The 19,903-nt window shown below is 41.8% G+C and carries 13 protein-coding genes; 9 read left to right on the forward strand and 4 right to left on the reverse strand.

Going from position 1 to position 19,903, the window contains the following annotated elements:
- The 4 genes from R2S10_RS14340 to R2S10_RS14355 all read right to left on the reverse strand — a co-directional run bounded on the left by R2S10_RS14340 (window position 1) and on the right by R2S10_RS14355 (window position 9,962).
- Window positions 1–4,572 carry a hypothetical protein gene (locus tag R2S10_RS14340; RefSeq protein WP_316841113.1) on the reverse strand — a complete coding sequence of 1,524 codons (4,572 nt, stop codon included), beginning with the start codon at window positions 4,570–4,572 and terminating at the stop codon, window positions 1–3.
- A 688-nt stretch (window positions 4,573–5,260) separates the two neighbouring features.
- Window positions 5,261–7,504, reverse strand: coding sequence for an alpha-galactosidase (locus R2S10_RS14345; protein WP_316841114.1), 2,244 nt, complete (start codon window positions 7,502–7,504; stop codon window positions 5,261–5,263).
- A 156-nt stretch (window positions 7,505–7,660) separates the two neighbouring features.
- Complete coding sequence (locus tag R2S10_RS14350) at window positions 7,661–9,220, reverse strand: alpha-L-fucosidase (RefSeq protein WP_316841115.1); 1,560 nt, start codon at window positions 9,218–9,220, stop codon at window positions 7,661–7,663.
- Between the two features lie 100 nt (window positions 9,221–9,320).
- A complete protein-coding gene (locus tag R2S10_RS14355; RefSeq protein ID WP_316841116.1) occupies window positions 9,321–9,962 on the reverse strand; it encodes a sterol desaturase family protein in 642 nt (213 codons plus the stop codon).
- Window positions 9,963–10,185: 223 nt separating this feature from the next.
- On the opposite strand from R2S10_RS14355, the gene R2S10_RS14360 reads away from it, so the two are divergent.
- The 9 genes from R2S10_RS14360 (at window position 10,186) to R2S10_RS14400 (ending at window position 19,895) form a co-directional block, all read left to right on the forward strand.
- A complete protein-coding gene (locus R2S10_RS14360; RefSeq protein WP_316841117.1) occupies window positions 10,186–11,121 on the forward strand; it encodes a ring-cleaving dioxygenase in 936 nt (311 codons plus the stop codon).
- A 1-nt stretch (window position 11,122) separates the two neighbouring features.
- Window positions 11,123–11,752 carry an alpha/beta hydrolase gene (locus R2S10_RS14365; RefSeq protein ID WP_316841118.1) on the forward strand — a complete coding sequence of 210 codons (630 nt, stop codon included), beginning with the start codon at window positions 11,123–11,125 and terminating at the stop codon, window positions 11,750–11,752.
- A gap of 11 nt (window positions 11,753–11,763) precedes the next feature.
- Window positions 11,764–12,480 (forward strand): pirin family protein, encoded by a 717-nt coding sequence (locus R2S10_RS14370; protein ID WP_316841119.1) that lies wholly within the window; start codon window positions 11,764–11,766, stop codon window positions 12,478–12,480.
- 3 nt (window positions 12,481–12,483) lie between these two features.
- Entirely contained in the window at window positions 12,484–12,789 is a 306-nt protein-coding gene (locus R2S10_RS14375) for a response regulator (protein WP_316841120.1), read from the forward strand.
- 105 nt (window positions 12,790–12,894) lie between these two features.
- Window positions 12,895–13,656, forward strand: a complete 762-nt coding sequence (locus tag R2S10_RS14380) for an ROK family protein (protein ID WP_316841121.1) — start codon at window positions 12,895–12,897, stop codon at window positions 13,654–13,656.
- On the forward strand, window positions 13,656–15,068 hold the full coding sequence (gene gndA / locus R2S10_RS14385) for an NADP-dependent phosphogluconate dehydrogenase (protein WP_316841122.1): 1,413 nt from the start codon (window positions 13,656–13,658) through the stop codon (window positions 15,066–15,068). Before R2S10_RS14380 ends, gndA begins: the two co-directional genes overlap by 1 nt.
- A 33-nt stretch (window positions 15,069–15,101) precedes the next feature.
- Window positions 15,102–16,613 (forward strand): glucose-6-phosphate dehydrogenase, encoded by a 1,512-nt coding sequence (zwf, locus tag R2S10_RS14390; RefSeq protein WP_316841123.1) that lies wholly within the window; start codon window positions 15,102–15,104, stop codon window positions 16,611–16,613.
- 91 nt (window positions 16,614–16,704) lie between these two features.
- Entirely contained in the window at window positions 16,705–17,430 is a 726-nt protein-coding gene (gene pgl, locus R2S10_RS14395) for a 6-phosphogluconolactonase (RefSeq protein WP_316841124.1), read from the forward strand.
- A 407-nt stretch (window positions 17,431–17,837) separates the two neighbouring features.
- Window positions 17,838–19,895 carry an Ig-like domain-containing protein gene (locus R2S10_RS14400; RefSeq protein ID WP_316841125.1) on the forward strand — a complete coding sequence of 686 codons (2,058 nt, stop codon included), beginning with the start codon at window positions 17,838–17,840 and terminating at the stop codon, window positions 19,893–19,895.
- Window positions 19,896–19,903: the final 8 nt, after the last annotated feature.

Genomic DNA, 19,903 nt, shown 5'->3' on the forward strand with positions numbered 1-19,903 from the left:
TTAAAACCTTAGCATAATAAATACACCATTTGGCATCTGGTGACTACTCCATCCATTCAAATTAAAATCAAGAACTCCATTCGAGTGACCTTCAATAGTCAGTGCATAACCACCAATACCCGGTGAAATTACCGGAGATACAATAGGCGAAACTACTGCGCGATCTCCAATAGTAATGGCTGGGACAACCAAAGTCTCAATTCCTCTATTGATCAGGTTAGTGGTAGACTCATCTGTGATTTTAAAGTATAGTTTAGCACCCGGCCCACCAAAGTCAGATGGGATAAGAGAGATTTTCATATAGTTCACAAATACTCCGTCAGGGATCACAATTGTGATTTTATCTGCAGTCCTGTTGTATGTTACTCCCGGACCTGTAGCGCGAACAAAGATATTAGTACCTCCATTTCCTCCCGGATGATATACCTGGTATCCGCCGTTGATATTGCTACCACCGCCACCGCCACCAGTTGGTGCTGGTTGCCATGTTGCGGCTGTTCCTGCAGAATTAACCGTTAGTATTTTATCTTTATCAGCCGTTGTAATAACCGGCATTTTATCGAGTTTACTTTTATCACCAGGCAGCATTAAACTTGCTGCTGAGATCGAACCGGCAGGAATTACTGCCGAGGTACCGGTAGTTGCACCAATCGTACTTTTGATTGTTCCATTTGCCGGATCAGCTACATAACTTAAATCTGTTTTAGTTGAGATCACACCGGTAGCGTCAATAGCTACACCTGCTCCTGCTTTTACACCACCAAGAACGGTAGTGGTAGAAACTGGTAAGGTATAAGCAGCGCCACCACCTGAACCATTTCCAGCAGCAGTGATCCTACCTTGTGCATCTACAGTAATATTTGCAGAAGTATAACTTCCTGCAGCAACTGCTGTATTTGGCAATGCGATTTGAGGATTGCCATTGATACCATCACCATTGGTAACGGTTAAAACAGATCCTGTGATCATGCGTGTAGTGGCTGCACCTGCAGCTGTTTTCACCACAATACCATTGCCGGCTAAACCTGCCAGGGCAGTCAGGTTTGGATCTTTATCTTGTTTTAAAGGATCTGCAGTAGAAGGCAGGTTAATGTCAGCCGCACCTGTAAAAAGTACGCCATTAATTTTACTTCCCGGAGCCAATCTGCTCGCCGTAGTAGCCGAAGCGGCTGTAGTAGCCGTAGTTGCATTTCCCGTTAAATTTCCGGCGAAGTTTCCTGAAGCATCTCTTTTCACAAGGCTGTTTGGCGTAGCCCCAGTACTTGCTCCAATTACTGCCGCTGTTGAACTGACAATATTAGCCGCTGTAGCCGAACCTACCGAAACTACTGTAGGATTATCTGCAGTACCGCCAAGGTCGTTGCTCAATTTAAGGATACCTTGTGTGCTGGTTGTAGCCGGAGATACCCCCCCACTTACCACAGCACCGTCTACGTAATCTTTAACCGCTTTAACACTTGGATATTTCACAGTAGAAGTACCGTCTAATGTGAAGCTATTACTCTTATTCGTTTTATCTTCTTTTAACAATAATCCCGCAGCAGTCAATGTACTGATTGGTTTAGCGGCATCACTGGTATTGTCTACATTAGCTAACTGTACATCAGATTTAGTTAAGGTAACTACTCCAATTTGTCCATTTACCGATTGAACCGGAGCAGTAGATGGGGTTAGAATTTCTACCCAGTTCCCCAATACTGAGGCTGGTGTTGTTCTCAACACATAACTCTTACTCTGATCTGTTCTGATCACGGTACTACCTACAACTGCAGAAGTTAGTGCCAGCATTTTTGCCTGGGTATCTACCACGTCAACAGAGCTGAAAGACATCGCAGGAATCTGATTGCTTGGAATCTTACCTGTTCCGTCTAATGTAGCCACGCCATTATTTGCCGCTTTTTCTGTCAGGTTGATTTTTTTATCCAGTTCTGCTTTAACCAAGGTACTCACTGGTTTATTGGCATCGCTGGTATTGTCTACATTGCCCAATCCTAAGGCAATTTTTGCATCTGCAGCTGTACTTGCGCCTGTACCGCCATTAGCGACACCTACTACACCAGTTACATTGGCTGCATTTCCAGGAATATTCCCCGTTACTTTAGATCCACTTACCGAAAGAATTTTAGGGTCCGTTACATTTGCATCTTTAATTTTCGCAGTCACAATTGCATTGTTTGCAATCGTTGGGTTGGTTGCGGTACCGCTTAAATCACCAGCCAATTGAATCTTACCAAGCACTGTGGTAGAAGCGTCAGGCACACCACCTGCACCAATTACTGCTTCTCTTACTTTATCATCCACATAAGTCTTAGTGGCTTTTACACTTGGATATAAAACATCAGAAGTCGCATCAGCTGCGATATCCAGGCTTTTATTGATTTTATCTTCTTTTAATGCCAGCGCCAATCCAGTAGCTATACTTACTGGTTTATCAGCATCACTGGTATTCGTTACCTTATCCAGGTCAAGGTTTTTCTTTGCACCATCTGGAGTGTTTGCTCCTGTACCACCATTTACGATGCCTACGATTCCGCTAACATTGGTTGCATTTCCGGAGATGTTTCCAGTTACTTTAGAACCACTCACACTGGCAATTTTATCGTCCAATACGGCACCGTCTTTGATCTTCGAAGAAGTGATGGCATTGTCGGCAATACGAGGTAAATCAGCAGTACCAGTTAAATCTCCTGCCAGCTGCAATTTCCCTTTAGCCGTTGTAGTAGCATCCGGATTATCTACCGAAATCACACCTGCATTTAAAGAAAGCCCAGTACCTAAAGTTACTACTTCCGGACTACCTGTTCCAGCTGAAGTTCTACCGATTAAGGTATTGCTGGAAAGATCAGCCATTTTAGCGAAAGTCACCGCTCTATCAGCCAAACCTAAGTTAGTGGCATTTCCATCACCTGTTAAGGTGGCATCGTGCTTCACGCCGGTTAATCCGCCACCTGCAGAGGTGGTGATTTTTGCCTGCAGTTCTTCCAGTGCAGCCTGCACGTTGTTGGCAGACAAAGCTCCTTTTGGAGTTACAGGAACATCTATTGCAATCTGATCACCGGTATTGATATTCGTTGTATTTTTTAGCGTAGTTAACTGAGCATCGCTTACATATTTTTTATCTACAGATTCTTTGATATCCGCAGTACTTGCATCCTCCCCTTTCGTTACCAGTCCTTTAGCATCGTAGGTGATTTTTGTTTTGGTATCTCCGGTGATTGGTGTATTGCCAAATAAAATCCCATCTAAACCTAAGTTTTTAATCGCCCCAGCCACTGTTGTAGCACCAGTTCCACCATTAGCAATTCCGACTACACCAGTTACATTAGTTGCAGTACCATTTAAGTTACCCGTTATAACGCCATTAATGATTGGGTCTTTTAAAGTCGGGCCATCAGCCAATACTACGGTACTTCCTGCACCTGTGGTAGTTGCCGCTGCAATCGCACCATGCTCTCCTTTTAATACCGGAGCAGCAATAGAAGTCCCTAAAGTAATTGAAGGACTGATCGAAGGATCTGTTACCGACCCTGTTAATCCATTTGCAGAAACTACGGAAACTGTTTTTACCGTGCCACTTCCACCTGAACCGCCACCATTACCTACTAAACCACTTAAGTCTACACGACTTTGTCTTGGTCCTGAGATAGAAAGTACGGTTCCTTCCAGACTTAAACTTTGGTTTAAATCGGATAAGCTCACGGTATTGCTGCCTTTAATAGACAGGTTATACATATTATCGAAGCTCAAAACAGGTAAAACCCCAGCCCCGGCTCCAGCTAATTTATCATCTACATATTTCTTAGTTGCCGCATCCTGATTATTGGTCGGGTCTAATAAATTGGTCAGTTTGAAACCACCCATAGAAACGTTCTTTGCCGCAGCGCCGAAACCACTTAATGGGATGTTCTTTTTATCTAAATCGATGTTTGCAATTGTCCCATCTGCGATCTTAACAGAAGTTACCGCATTATCTGCCAGGTCCAAAGTAAGGTCGGTTAATACCGCGTCTTTTCCATTACCGATGGCAATTGTTCCCGATGAAGTGACAGTTTTCCCCGTACCCGGTAAAGAATTCCCCGGAATCCCCGGATCGCCTTTTTCCCCTTTATCACCTTTCGGGCCAACTAATAAAATTCCGTTATTAGGCCATGCACCGGATGTTTTCGGTCCATACAGGCTGTTCGTACCTAAATGAAGGTAAAAATCCCCATTGGCACCAACAATTGGTGAAGGTGCTGTAGTACCACTTAAAATGGTATTCCCGTTACTTCCTGTACCACCGCCAGCACCTAGTTCTGAGCTATTTACCAATTTTTGCCATTGGCCATTGTTGTAATAATAAAAACCAGGAAGATTATTTGTCTGATAAATCAATAGACCATTGGCAGGGTTATTGATCCCTTCACGTTGAATAAGGGAGAGTCTTGGAATAAGTAAACCTTTTGAAGTAGAAAGTACTTCAAGTTGCGCACTGGCATCTGGTACGTTAGTACCTATTCCTACCTGAGCTTTTGCACCAAATGCAAATAGCAACCCAATAAGCATGGAGTATTGCTTAACTGTTTTATTCATGAGATTACGGTATTGTTAAAATAGATCGTGATAATATAGGTTTAAGCCCAGATGAACCTATTACAGTCCATGGGCTTTAAAAATTCATTCATTTTTGATTCATTATCCTATTTAAGGATACCCAGAGATCAATGCACACTTCTGTAGCACCGCATCCCCAGGACTATGGTTTTTTATATAGCGCTGTGGTTCTCTTTTCTTTACTGGAAACATATAGAATACAACAATATTGAACAATAAGGCATTTGCTTTTTTGTACATATTGGAAAGTCAATACCTTACAAAAAAATATCAGTTTGGGAGCAAAGCTAATATAGATAAATGGAATATTATTGTAACGATAGTAAAATAATTGATGTTCATTGCAATTTTTTTATTCAAACAACTGTATATCAAGGTGTTTTAATTTTACCCACTTATGGGGATTGCAAAATTAAATGAACTAAAAAGAACATAAGTCTCAATCGGGGCATTATTATCTTGACTTTAGCTTATAAATCGCCCTGCAAAAAGCAGGGCGATTTGTCAAATGGAGATTGACGAAGGAAGGTATTTAAACTCTAGTTTATCTTTTTTAACCAAAATACTTCGGTTATCTGAGCTAAGATAGCAGCTTTCTGTTTTTCAGGAATCTCAATTGCTTTATGTGGCCATAAATCTCTTGCTTGGAAAGTTACAGATCTTCCTGTTATTCTTTTATTTTTATCCAGGTATAGCTTTCCGGCTTCATGACTACAGGAAGAAGGATGTTATATTCCCGATCTAGTGTATATTTTTTCGATGTTCCGTTTTGCACAGTTACACTTGCTGTATTTTTCAAACCGGTATAATACATTGGAATTTTCAGTTCTCTACGAATTTCTTCTTTGAGTGGATTATATACTAAAATCATCCCTTTAGTATTCAGTTTAGGATTAACATGCATCAGGCCATCCCAATCTCTGCCGTCTGCTCTACGCAAATGGAGGATATCGGAATTTAAAATATCCCGGTTTTCTTTGTACCAATCGATCACCTTGAGAACGGTTTGCTTGGTTTCTTCTGTATCATACAACCTCGGACCGCGGTAACAGGCCTGAATTCCGGCACCGTAATACTGCATCATCAATTGTTCATAATCTTTGAGGTGATCCTTTAAAGGTTCCAATACCGCTTCTGGTCCTCCACCCTGGTATTTTGTTAAGGGTACAAAACCCCATACCATCGATGGAATCTCATCCCAGGTTGCATCAAAAATATTCTGACGGTTTAAGATCATTTGTTGTTCACGAGAAAGGGAAAAATTCACCTCTCTATAACCGATTCCAACTTTATTGGTACCATCCATGAAATACCAATCTGGTGCATTGACATAGATCCCCTGCTCATTGCACCAACGGTACAGGCTTTTTTGCAATTCCATCTGCTTCCATTGCGAATCTTCTAGACCTTCATGACCTGGATGACTGGTTGAAGCACAAACATCTCCAGGGTATGGCCCATCATTTTCAAAAATATCGAAACCGGTTTTGCTCATAAAGGTTTTCAAACTTTTCAGGTATCCCAGTCCCCAGTTACTTCCAAAACAAGGTGCATTTCCAAAAAATGCACCTCCGGGTTTCCCGGTTTTAGGATCAATCACATCATCTGCATCACTGATTTTTCGGGAGCTAAACAAAGAATAGCTGCCTATAAAAATCCCTTTAGCATGCGCATAATCAGTCAGTGTTTTCCATTTATTGATATTGGTGGCGGTCGTATCTTCCATATTGCAATGACTGCCAAAGCTCAAAATCAATGCTTCATAACCTGTTGCGGCACATTGATCAATTGCAGTACGAACCTCCTGATCATTTTTACTCACCAGGTGCATGAATATTGGATTTGCGGTAGTCCATGGCATAGTGATCCGGTACATTTTTCGGATCGCTAGTCCCCTTCTTTCCCTATCGTAGCTGTCCATCAACAACTCGTTGGTACGGATAGATTGAAAACTAGCTCCAGCTTTTAACTGAACACCAATATTTCTGCTGGGATGCACCTCCAATAAACAAGGCGTATTGAAATCGTAATTTACTTGTGAAGTATAAGATTTATCGATCTTCCAATGCGTACTTTGGTCGCTGATCGGGTAACGCATTGCATTGTTAAATGCGAAATTACTTTCCAGATAAATCCCCTGCGGAACTTTCATACCACGGGCAGTGGTATTGTCGAGGGAAGACGCACCAACTACCGCACTTTCCTCCTCCACTACAGCCAATACCTCATTGACTACCTGATCCAACTGTAGCGTTTTTCCAGAATTGTTCTTTATGTTTAACCATTTGGTGATTAAAGGTAGTCCATCATAAATGGCATAATTTACCTGAACCTCGATATTTTTCAAGGCTGGCAAATCAGATTGGTAGGTAAAGGAAAGCACTTTCCCTGCTGCTTGATTTTTATTCCCTGCCCACATCTTTGTTTTCCAGTTGAGGAAAGGTTTTAACTCCGTAATCTGGTGCGAAACATAATGAAAACTACTGTCTCCGGCTTTAAAGTCGGCGATCCAGGAAGGCAGTAAATAGGCATTTTCCTTTTGTCCATATAAGCCCCCTACATTGTAATTTTTCCCATCAATAATCAATCTTGCTTCCGGCTTCACTGCTCTTAACAACTGCTGACCGGTAATCTGATTGAGGAAATCTACACAGGCCACATCCGGACTGATTCTGAAAGTTCTTTTCAGCAAGCCATTATCTAACACCAGTTCTTTTTTTTCCGGAACAGCATATATTTTGGCGGGATAAGCGGAATTATTCAGCAACCAATCCTGTTTCGCAAGACTGGTTGTTGCGCTTGGCCAAACCTTGGAGCTTTGACCTGCCGTTTGCGCTTTTACAAGCACTGTATTAAAGATTAAAAGCGAATACGCTGAAATTTTTAATGCAGAAAAAATCAATCTTTTCATGTGTTATATCTTTGCTTTTTTAACTCTTGGATAAATTAACTATGGCTAGGTATTGCTCTTTCCCAACCCTAACCGAAGCCCCTGTCAATCTGCATTACAAGCCGTTTACCATAGTCGATCTGTATTGTTTTTTATTCAATTAGATAAAAAGGTATTTTATTTTGTCGCTGAGCCTGGACGCAGGTATAATCCTATTTCAGCTAGTGCTGGTTCAAGTCTGGAAGAGAGAATGCGTAGCCTGACTTCATTGGCGGTAACGGCCGGAAAACGCAATAAACGTTTATATCCGACGGTGCTTCCTTCCGTAATTTTCTTCCAGATCTCCCCTTCTTTGTATTCTAATATAAAGGATTCTATTCTTTGTCCGATTTGCAGGTTCTCCTGTAGGGCAAGAACATCAAATGTCTGCGGCTGATCCATTTTAAACTCCAATACATATGGGCCAGCCTTAGTATTCATTTTCCAATGAGTACCATCTTTACCATCAAATAAAACTGCTGTTTTCTTCGCATTGGCGCCAACGGGCTTAGCGGATTTCAATACGTTATTGGCAAAGGTCTCTTCAAGTTGCTTTTTGAAACCTTTGAGTGCATTGACATCACTTTGATTGATTAACCCTTGTTTATCGGGTGGGATATTCAATAGCAACACCCCATTACGACCAACGGAACTGTAATAGATGTCCATTAATTTATCCGGGCTTTTCACTTTATCATTTTCTTCCGGGTGATGAAACCATCCCGGACGGATAGATACGTCTATTTCTGCAGGATACCATACCAGGCTTTTCGCTTTGCTGATCACCTTTCTACTGCCCAGATCGTTGGCCATCATATCTTTTGGCGCAAATTCTGCTGCTTTTTGAGAGTTTTCGGCGATGTCTTCATTGCGCATTTGATCCGCAGAAACCACACTCCATTCCATTTCTCTACCATAACCTGTTTCTGTACCTACCCACCTCACATCCGGGCCGGAAACGGCAATCGTAGCTTTAGGTTGTAATTTACGGATCAGGTTATACCACCTGTTGTATTCATAAACTTGTTTTTTTCCGCTAGGTCCTTCGCCATTGGCACCATCAAACCATACCTCATCAATTTGCCCATACTGGCTAAGCAATTCTGTGAGTTGATTGATGAAATAATCATTGTATGCCATACTCCCGAAATAAGGAGAATTGCGGTCCCATGGAGAAAGGTAAATTCCGAAACCAATGCCAAACTCTTTACAGGCGGCAGCCATTTCTTTGACAATATCACCTTGCCCGTTTTTCCATGGACTATTTTTTACCGAATGTTCGGTATACTTACTTGGCCATAAGCAGAAACCATCATGGTGTTTTGCGGTTAAGATCACCTGCTTAAAACCTGCATCCTTACACACTTTTACCCATTGACGGGTATCCAGTTGCTCAGGATTAAAAATCTTAGGATCTTCGGAGCCATCCCCCCATTCCTTATTGGTAAAGGTGTTGATCCCAAAATGAATGAAGGCGGTAAGTTCCAATTGTTGCCAACGAAGTTGCCTTGGAGCCGGAGTTACATTCGCTGCTTTTCTAATGATATCAGCTTCCGTATCTGTTGGACTGATCTTGACATAATTCTTATCCGTAAAGATTTGTGCGGCACTTTTTTGTGGTAAACCGGCAAGAGCAGTACAGGCAAAGACGCCCATTAGGTTAGTCAGTATCCTGCCCTTTAAAACTTTTGTTTTCATTCTGCGTGTTTATAAATTGGTTCAGCCATTAAAAAATATGCTGGCCAATTCAAAGAACGCAGGAATTTAAAATATAAAGTTTGTGTTAATTGCCAAAACGTTAAGCTTTTTTGGCATGAGTACCTGAACCGGATTTAGTTAACTCAGAACCAAATACTTTGTCCCAAATATCAGAAGTCACCCCATAACCTTTAGTGGAATCGTCGTAATGGTGCAACATATGGTGTTGCTTTAACTTTTTCCAGAAAGGATTACTGAATTTAGCATGGTGCAACATATAATGAGTCATATCGTAAAACAAATAGCCCATAATAAAGCCGGCAAAGAAACCATCCAACATATTTATAGGGAAGATCGCCCGGAATAGGAAATAAAAAGCTGCAGCCAAAGGGATACTTGCTGAAGGCGGCATCACCAATCTTTGGGCATCATTCGGGTAATCGTGGTGTACGCCATGGAAGATAAAATGAATTCTTCTTCCCCATTCAGATTTCGGGTAAAAATGAAATACAAAACGATGCAATACATACTCTGTTAGCGTCCAGATGAAAAGTCCCAGTAAGATATGACCAATTGCCGTAAGTACATCATTGAGTACCACTGCCTGCCAGCAGAAATACAGGATCACCGGAACATACACAATCAGAGGCACGAAATAAGGAATTTTCGATAAACTTTCTAAAAGTGGACTCTTGAACATTCGGATAGATTCCGAAGAATTGGAGATAAAATTCTTTTTCATCGTATGGCAATTCGTTTTTATAAGTTCGCAAACTTAGGGAGGAATCCTGAACATTTACCCCCCAATAGTCAGTTATGAAACTTTCATGACATTGATTAACATCTATTGCAGGTTTTATGTTTTCCTCTCCTTAAAGATAATCAAAAAAAGTATTTCTTACGATATGATAAGATCCAGGGAAATCCAAGTCCTTAAATTTGTATTGTAATTTAACAATTGAGCCATGAAAAAAGAAATTTTAGGAATTCACCACATCACTGCAATCGCAGGAAATGCTAAGAAAAATTATGATTTTTATACCCGGGTATTGGGATTAAGGTTGGTTAAAAAGACCGTTAATTTTGATGATCCAAATACTTATCACTTCTATTATGGTGATGAACATGGCAACCCAGGTAGTATTTTAACATTCTTCCCATGGGAAGGAATTGGCACTGGCCGCCGTGGCACCAAACAGGTGACTGAGATTGGCTATAGTGTTCCTGCCGGCAGTCTTGATTTCTGGCAAAAAAGATTCGAAGAAAACAATGTCATCTATAATAAACCCGCAGTAAAATTCGGGGAAAGGTACTTGACTTTCTTAGATCCTGACGGATTGAAATTTGAGTTAACGGAAGCACAAACACCAGATAGCAGGCCACAATGGGAAACTAAGGAAGTGACAAAAGCACATGCTACACATGGCTTTCACCACATCACCATTACCAGCAATAAAATGGAGGCAACTGCAGCAATTTTAACCGGTGTATTTGGTTACCGTTTATTAACGCAGGAAGTGAACCGTGCGCGTTTCGTTACCGATGCAGTGGCTCATGCCGCGATTGTAGACTTAGTAGAAGCACCGGGTGAAGCCATCGGACATGTGGCAGGTGGTTCTGTACACCATGTAGCCTTTAGGGTGAAAGACGAAGAGACTTTGATGTATTTCAGAGATCAGCTGGTTCAGCTGGGCATGAACATTACGGAAAAAATCGACCGTAATTATTTCTACTCTTTGTATTTCCGCGAACCAGGAGGCGTGCTTTTTGAATTGGCAACAGACAATCCAGGTTTTACTATTGACGAGCCTCTGGAAGAATTAGGTAGTCATTTGAAACTACCTGCACAATACGAAAGTAACCGCGCGATCATTGAAGGTATTTTACCAAAATTAGATTAAGATGTATCAACATAAAAAAGACATTATTTCTGCCGGACAACCTATTGGTTCGGCAGATAAAGCGATCATATTTTTACACGGCCGCGGGGCATCCGCAGCAGATATCATTTCCTTAAATCAACATTTACAGCTAAATGATGCAGCATTATTTGCCCCACAAGCCACAAATCACAGCTGGTATCCTTATAGCTTTATGGCGCCAGTTCAGGACAATGAGCCGGCACTATCCAGTGCTTTAACGATCATCAAGGAATTAACCGAAGACATTGAGGCAAAGGGAATTCCTAAAAACAAAATCTTCTTTGTGGGGTTTTCACAGGGAGCTTGTCTGACTTTAGAATTCATTGCCAGAAATGCAGCGAAATATGGAGGTGCCGTTGCATTCACAGGTGGATTAATTGGCGAACAGCTGGAGCTGTCCAACTATTCCGGAGATTTCGAGCAGACACCTGTGTTCATCAGCACCGGAGACCCTGATCCACACGTTCCGGTATCCCGGGTAAATGAAAGTAAAAAGATATTAGAAGAGATGAATGCGCAAGTTACCCTAAGCATTTATCCAGGAAGAGTACACACGATTAGTAAAGCAGAAATTGAACAAGCCAGATCGCTGGTATTTCAATTGATTTAAGCATAGAAATTATGGCACAGAGCGTATTACATAAAGCCAACAGCCGCAGCGTTGCAGACCATGGTTGGTTAAAGAGTTTTCAGACTTTTAGTTTTGGAGGGAATTATAATCCGGAGCGCATTCAGTTTGGCGCATTGAGGGTATTAAACGACGATTACATTGATGGTGGGACCGGATTTGGGGAACATCCGCACGACAATATGGAGATCATTTCCATTGTACTCGAAGGTGCATTAAAGCACGAAGACAGCATGCACAATGTGGCGGTGATAGAACCCGGAGAGATCCAGGTGATGAGTGCCGGAACAGGAATTTACCATCAGGAATACAACAGGGACGAGCAACATCCTGCAAAGTTTCTACAGATCTGGCTTTTTCCGAATCAAAGAAATGTGACGCCAAGATATCAGCAGGAACGTTATGACACTACTTTACTGCCCAATCAGTTTATTCAGATCTTATCTCCTAACCCGGATGATGCTGGTGTATGGATTTATCAGGATGCCTGGTTTCATATTGGGGAGTTCGAAGCCGGATTAAAAATCGACCATCCCTTGAAGCATGCCGAAAACGGAATTTATGTTTTTGTGATCAAAGGATCCATCCAGGTAAATGGGCAGGATTTAGCGGAACGCGATGGTCTTGGTTTATGGGAGATCAATTCCCTAGAGATAAACACCTTAACGGAAGCCGAAATCCTCTTGATGGAAGTTCCCATGAACTACTAAGCGATGAGAAAGAAAGAAATATTGGTGATGTGTTGTCACCCCGGGATCCTGGAAACACTGAAACGTTTGATAGAGAAATCCGGGGAATTCAGCGCTACGCTTGCCTCCTCTGCGGAGGAAGCTTTAAACCGCTTTAGCACTAAAGGTTTTGACCTCGTATTGATGGGTGCCGGCCTGGCACCGGAAGCAGAACACGAACTGGAACAGCAATTGAAGAAAATCAGACCGGAAATCCCTGTGGTCTACCACTTTGGAGGTGGAAGCGGCTTACTTTTCACGGAGATTAAACAGTCCCTGGATCAGGAGTAATGTTTTTTTATTGTTTTATATTGAGGTTTAGCATCTTTAAATGGTCGATTTTTTGTTATTTTGAGTGTTCTTAGTACACCCGGGTTATTTTTACACCAATTACACATGCCTGCAGCAGAGAAAAACAGTAACATTTTATCCATCGATATTGGTGGAACCAGCATTAAGGCATGTATTTTAGATGTTAAAGGGGAACTCCTTTCTGAATATACCAAAGTTCCAACGCCAAAAAACTCTAATCCTGAAGTAGTCATCAAATGCATCAAGGAACTGGCTTCAAAGCTGGAGCAGTCATTTGTTAAAATTTCCATTGGTTTTCCTGGATATGTGAAATGCGGTGTAGTATTGACTGCGCCTAATCTGGCAAAGAACAAATGGAAAAATATAGCGCTTGCACAGCAGATCAGCGATGCCTTTGGGAAACCTGCACGTATGGTTAATGATGCCGATCAACAGGCTTTAGGCATTGTAGCAGGAAAAGGTTTTGAGATTGTATTTACAGTAGGTACCGGTTTTGGTACGGCATTGTTATACGATGGCGACCTCCTCCCTCACCTGGAACTGGCCCATCTTCCCATCAGCAAAAATAAAGACTACGACGATTACATCGGCGATAAGGCCTTTAATAAAGTTGGCAAAAAAGAATGGAATGAGCGCTTACAACGCATTATAGAAATTTATAAAACCGTATTTAATTACGACACCCTATATATCGGTGGTGGCAATTCAAAAGAGATTACTTTTTCATTAGACCCTAACATCAAACTGGTTTCCAATAAAGACGGAATCAAGGGTGGTGCGAAGTTATGGGACCTGGAAGAGAAATTTCATGTATTTACTACTCACCCTAAAATCAACAACAAATAATGAACAAGTACACTTTAGGAATGATTGGCCTGGGCACAATGGGCCGCAATTTATTGCTTAACATGGCCGACAATGGCTATTCTGTAACCGGTTATGACAAGAGTCCTGACATGTTAAAGAAGCTGGAAGAGGATGGGAAAGCACATCAATTGAAAGGTTTTGCCGTGTTGGAAGACTTTATCCAAAGTTTGGAGTTGCCAAGAAGAATCGTTCTTTTGGTACCGGCAGGTGCAATTGTAGACAGTGTAATTCAAGAACTTGTTCCATTATTGGATAAAGGTGATCTGATCATTGACAGTGGAAACTCTCATTTCACAGATACCAGCAGAAGAGCGGAAGAACTTGCAGCGCAAGGACTACATTTCTTCGGTATGGGTATTTCTGGTGGTGAAGAAGGTGCCAGATTTGGTCCTAGTATGATGCCTGGTGGTGATAAAGAAGCTTACAATGCGGTTAAACCAATTCTTGAAGCAGTTTCTGCGAAAGTAAACGGTGATCCTTGTGTGGCTTATATCGGCCCTGGTGCTTCCGGACATTTCGTGAAAATGGTGCATAATGGTATTGAATATAGCGTAATGCAAATCCTTGCTGAGACTTATGACCTGTTGAAAAACAGCCTTGGTTATAACAATGAGCAGATTTACGCCACTTTCGACAAATGGAATAACGGCCGATTGAAGTCGTTTTTACTAGAGGTAACGAAAGATATTTTCAAAGTTAAAGATGTAAAAACCGGTGGGTTCCTGATTGATGTGATCAAAGATCAGGCGAAATCTAAAGGTACTGGTAAATGGACTTCACAGGTTTCTATGGACTTACAATTGCCGATTCCGACAATTAATGAATCTGTAAGTGCCAGAGATCTTTCTAAGTTCAAAACTTTACGTGTTGCCCTTGCTGAGGCATTGCCGCATCCTTCGCAAAAAGTAGAAAATACAGAAGAGTTTGAAGCACATTTAGAGCAAGCGCTTTATTTTGCGATGATCACTTCTTATGCTCAAGGTTTGCATTTATTGGCGCAAGCTTCTATAGAATTTAAGTATGAACTGAACCTGCAAGAGATCTCTCAGATCTGGCGTGGTGGATGTATCATCAGAGCAGTATTGTTAGAAGATATTTATCAGGCTTATAAAAAACAACCTGCACTTCCTCATTTATACTCCGATGAAAGTATCCAACAACAGTTAAAAGATATTTTACCGGGAACCAGGAATGTAGTGGTTACTGCAATCAACCATGGTATTGCGGTACCTTGTTTTGCTTCTGCCCTAACTTATTATGACTCGTTAAGAACAGCAAATTCGCCGTTAAATTTAACGCAGGCACAGAGAGATTTCTTTGGCGCACATACTTTTGAACGTACAGACGAAGAAGGTATTTTCCACGCCAACTGGAACGAGAATAACTTATAAATAACCCAGTGAACTAATACAACAATTTCACAAATGAAAACAAGCATCAACGTCAATCCAACCATAATCGTCATTTTTGGTGGTACCGGTGATTTAAATTTGCGCAAACTTGCGCCTGCACTTTACAATCTATATTCTGATGGTTTTATGCCAGCAAAATTTGAGATTATTGGTACAGCCCGAAAGAAGCTTACGGATGATGACTTCAGAAAAACACTAATGGGCGGTGTAAACAGCTTTTCCAGATCCGGTAAGGTGAAGGAGGAGAAGTGGAGCAAATTTGCAGAACACATTTCTTATAGTCCTGTAGATGTAGAAGCTCCAGAAACTTTCGGTGTTTTAAAAGCTAATATCGAGAAGTTTAAAGAGAAATTTGGCCCTACTACACAGGTACTTTATTACCTGGCAGTAGCTCCTAACCTTTTCCCATTGATCGCCAAATGCCTTTCTGATTTTGAACTGGCAGGTGATGAGGACAATTGCAGAATCGTAATTGAAAAACCTTTTGGAAGAGACTTAGAAACTGCAAGAGAACTGAATGCCATTCTTACCAGCATCTTTACAGAGAAACAAATCTATCGTATAGATCATTATCTAGGTAAAGAAACGGTACAAAATATCATGGCTTTCCGCTTTGCAAACTCCTTCCTGGAGCCGCTATGGAACCGTACTTATATTGATCACGTACAGATTTCTGTAACAGAGCAATTGGGTGTTGGCGAAAGAGGTGGTTACTATGAAAGTGCGGGTGCGCTAAGGGATATGATCCAAAATCACCTGTTACAATTGCTTTGTCTGATCGGTATGGAAACGCCAATTAACTTTGACGCAGACGAGATCAGGAATAAAAAAGTAGATGTATTGAAAGCAATGCGTCCTTTTAGTCCGGAAGACATCAGGTTTAGTACGGTCCGCGGACAATATACTAAAGGATGGGTAGAAGGAAAAGAAGTGCCAGGTTACAGACACGAAACCGGTGTTGCTGCAGATTCTAATACAGAAACTTTTGCTGCAATTAAGTTTTTCGTAGACAACTGGAGATGGCAGGGAATTCCTTTCTATGTACGTACAGGAAAGCGTTTGTTCCAAACTTCTTCATTGATTACCATTCAGTTTAAGGATGTGCCACATCAGGTATTCCCTTCGGCAGTAACGGAACATTGGCAGCAAAACAGGCTGATCATTAGTATCCAGCCGGAAATGAGTATCCGTTTACAGGTACAGGCGAAAAGACCAGGTTTAGACATGGTTTTAAACCCGGTAGATATGGTGTTCGACTATAAAGGCACTTATACTTCTCAAGCACCAGAAGCTTATGAAACCTTATTGTTAGATGTGATGACTGGTGATCAGACGCAGTTTATGCGTGCAGATCAGGTGGAAAGCGCATGGGAATTGTTAATGCCAATTGTAAATGCATGGGAAACTAAAAAATCATTGAGCTTCCCTAATTATGCGGCAGATTCATGGGGCCCGGAAGATGCAGAAGCATTGATTGCCAGAGATGGCTTCCACTGGTTCACTTTACCTTTGAAAGACGAATAAAAAAAATAAAATAAACAATGTTCAAGAGGCTAATCCTGATACGGTCTGTACCGATTTAGGATTAGCCTTTTAGCTAATAAAACAAATACGAATGAACTTATTGATTTATAAAACCCAGGAAGAATTACAACAGGATTTAGTGGATTATATTGTTGCTATCGCCAATAAAGCGATTGAAGAACAAGGCTATTTCAATTTTGTACTCACCGGGGGTAACTCTCCAAAAGAATTGTACCACTCGCTGGCTACAACCTATAAAGATAAAATCGACTGGACTAAAGTATATTTCTTCTTCGGCGATGAACGAAATGTAATGCCTGATCATGAAAGCTATAATGGCTTAATGGCAAAAAGAGCAATGCTTGACTTATTGGAGATTCCTGCAAACCAGATTTTCTATGTGGATACAACGCTAGCTCCTGAAAAGGCCGCAATAGAATACACAAAAGCAATCAATGCACATTTTGATGGAGCAGACCTTTGTTTCGACCTGATTTTATTGGGTATGGGTGATGATGCACATACCGCTTCCCTGTTTCCAGGTACCACTATCCTGAACAGTAAAGAGGTAGAAGTAGACTCTGTATTCGTAGAAAAATTGTCTACTTACCGTATTAGCTTTACCGCTCCGCTAATCAACAAGGCTAAAAACATTGCGTTTTTAGTGTTTGGTGAGAATAAAGCTGAAGCTGTAAAACATGTGATCGAAGATCAAAAGAAAAACCCTAAATTATATCCTACCCAACTGATTAAACCAGTTGATGGTAGTGTAACCTGGTTTTTAGATGATGCTGCCGCAGCATTATTAGACCACTAAGATGTAGTATTAAAAAGCTGGAAAGGCCGAATCTTTTATAATGATTCGGCCTTTCCTTTTACCAGAATCCCCCTGCAACTCCCCTCCTTAAAAACAACAAATCCCTATCCGATTTTATTGTGTTGCGCTGTTCCAAAATCTCAGCAGATGCCAAGCATGGTTTAACAAAAGTGCCAAGCCATTTAGTTAATTATCATTAAAAGAAATATATTTCAAAATAACTAATAACACGACAGCAAAACGAAGCTTTTTTACTTCAAATAGGAATAAATCACTGCGATCTCAGCTAAGGAATGAACAATATGAACAGCTGTTAAACCCCTATTCTCTATTAAGTTTGAGTAACCTAAAAGAAACGCTGTTTTATCAGCCCTCAGGCTAGTAAAACAGTTGAAACCTCTCTCAAAATGACGCTGTTCAGTTTAAAAAACATAGGCAGAAATTGTTTTTTGTTATTGTTAACGCTAACGTTAACAGTGATCTGGGGAGATACGGTAAAAGCACAGCGGGTATACGCAACTGTCAGTAGCCAAAGTACCAATACGGGAAGTCCTGTAAGGACAGTTACTAACGTTGCAAATTGTGTAAGTGGCGTAGGGAATTCAGCAATCCAACCCAGTGCCACGCCCCTCACCCGTATCACTGCCACAGGAGGAACAGGGGCTTTAGGAGGTGCAACGGTTACTGCCTTTGTGAACCTTCAATTCGATGCGGCAGTACCTGCAAACACAATTGTTTTTGCAAAAGTATCAGGCATCCCTGCAACCACTGTATCCAGTACTGTTGTCGGAGCTGCGTACAATGGAGGAGGATCGCCGGTAGCAGGATCCAGTTTTTATCTTTTATATGCTGGTGATGGTTCACAATATGTAGCGGTGTATGCCACAGCTACATTTAACTCGATACGTATCAATCTTAATGCAGCAGGAAGTGGTGCTTTAGGCATCCCTGCAGCTGAGAGTCCTATCCTGGATATAAGCTACGCCTATTACAACACCAACGGCTCCTCAGCTCCCTTAGATTGCGGCCTGGCAATCGGTACCTCAAGAGGTGGAAACGGAACGGTAGATAACCCACAACAGGCTGTAGATGGTAATCTGGCAACTTATTCCACGATCACTCCGGCAGCATTATTAAGTAGTGTAGATCAATATTTTTTCTTTTCTTCCCTTTCAAATTCAACGGACGAAGTTAAAGTGACCCTGTCTGTTCCGGCTATGGCTTTGACCCTTGGCCTAGCAAATACCATTACGGTCTCTGCTTTTAATGGGAGTTCTACCACGCCAGTATTTACAAACACTCTGGGCACACTACTCAGTTTAGACCTGCTGACATTACTTGGTAATGGAACCCCCGTCACCACCTCCATTAAACCCGGTGTTGCTTTTGACCGCCTGGTTGTGAATAGCTCAGCTGTATTGAGTGTTTTATTTTCTTTACGCGTCCATGAGGTTCAGATTACCCCGGCAAGTCCGGTGTTTACCGTTCAAAACATCACCATTTGTGCCAATAATACTGCTACACTAGGTGTTACTGCTCCAACTGGGACTACCGCAAAATGGTATAGTGCAGCCGCTGGAGGAACAGCATTAAATACTGGGAATAGTTTTACCACACCTGTATTAACCAGTACGACTACTTACTATGTGGCCATAGCCAAAAACGGTTGCACGGAAGAGTCCGTCAGAATACCTGCAATCGTTACTGTACTCCCGGTACCTACACTTCCCGCAATCACGGGAACAGTTACCGCCTGCGTAGGTAAAACAACGACTTTGGTCAATGGTACTGCCGGGGGTTCCTGGACTAGTGCCAGCACCGGAGTAGCCACCGTTATTCCCGGAACTGGAGTAGTGACCGGCGTAAGTGCAGGGACTTCCCTGATTACCTATACTGTTCCTAATGCAAATGGTTGTCCGAGTACCATCACCACTACGGTAACGATTAATGCATTACCAGTGGTGAATGCCATAACGGGCAACTTATCCACTTGCATTGGCAGCACAACTGCTTTAGCCAATACCACGCCTTTAGGGGTATGGAGTACTGCCAATCCCACAATTGCCACTGTCAGTGCTAGCGGGGTGGTAACAGGAGTTATCGCAGGAACAGCCAGCATTAATTATACGGTAACCAATGGAAATGGTTGCGTCACTGTAGTTACCGCAAACGTAGTGGTACATGTGCAACCTTCCATCCCTGCGATTAGTCAGCGTCAGATCTGTTTGGGACAGTCTATTGACCTAACTACCTTAAATCCTGCTGATGCCAACGGAACAACGGGTGGTAGCTATTTATGGTCTGCTACCGCCGGTGGAGCGGCTTTAAGTTCCAGTACGGTTTCCCCTTCACTGGGCAATACCACCTATTACGTTCGCTATACCAAAGATGGCTGCTTTAGCGACAGTAATGTCCTGATCGTTGTACATCCAAAACCGCCTACCCCACATGTCATTTTAAATTAACCTTCATA

The sequence above is a fragment of the Pedobacter gandavensis genome (genome assembly GCF_032678745.1).
Lineage (GTDB): Bacteria > Bacteroidota > Bacteroidia > Sphingobacteriales > Sphingobacteriaceae > Pedobacter > Pedobacter gandavensis_C.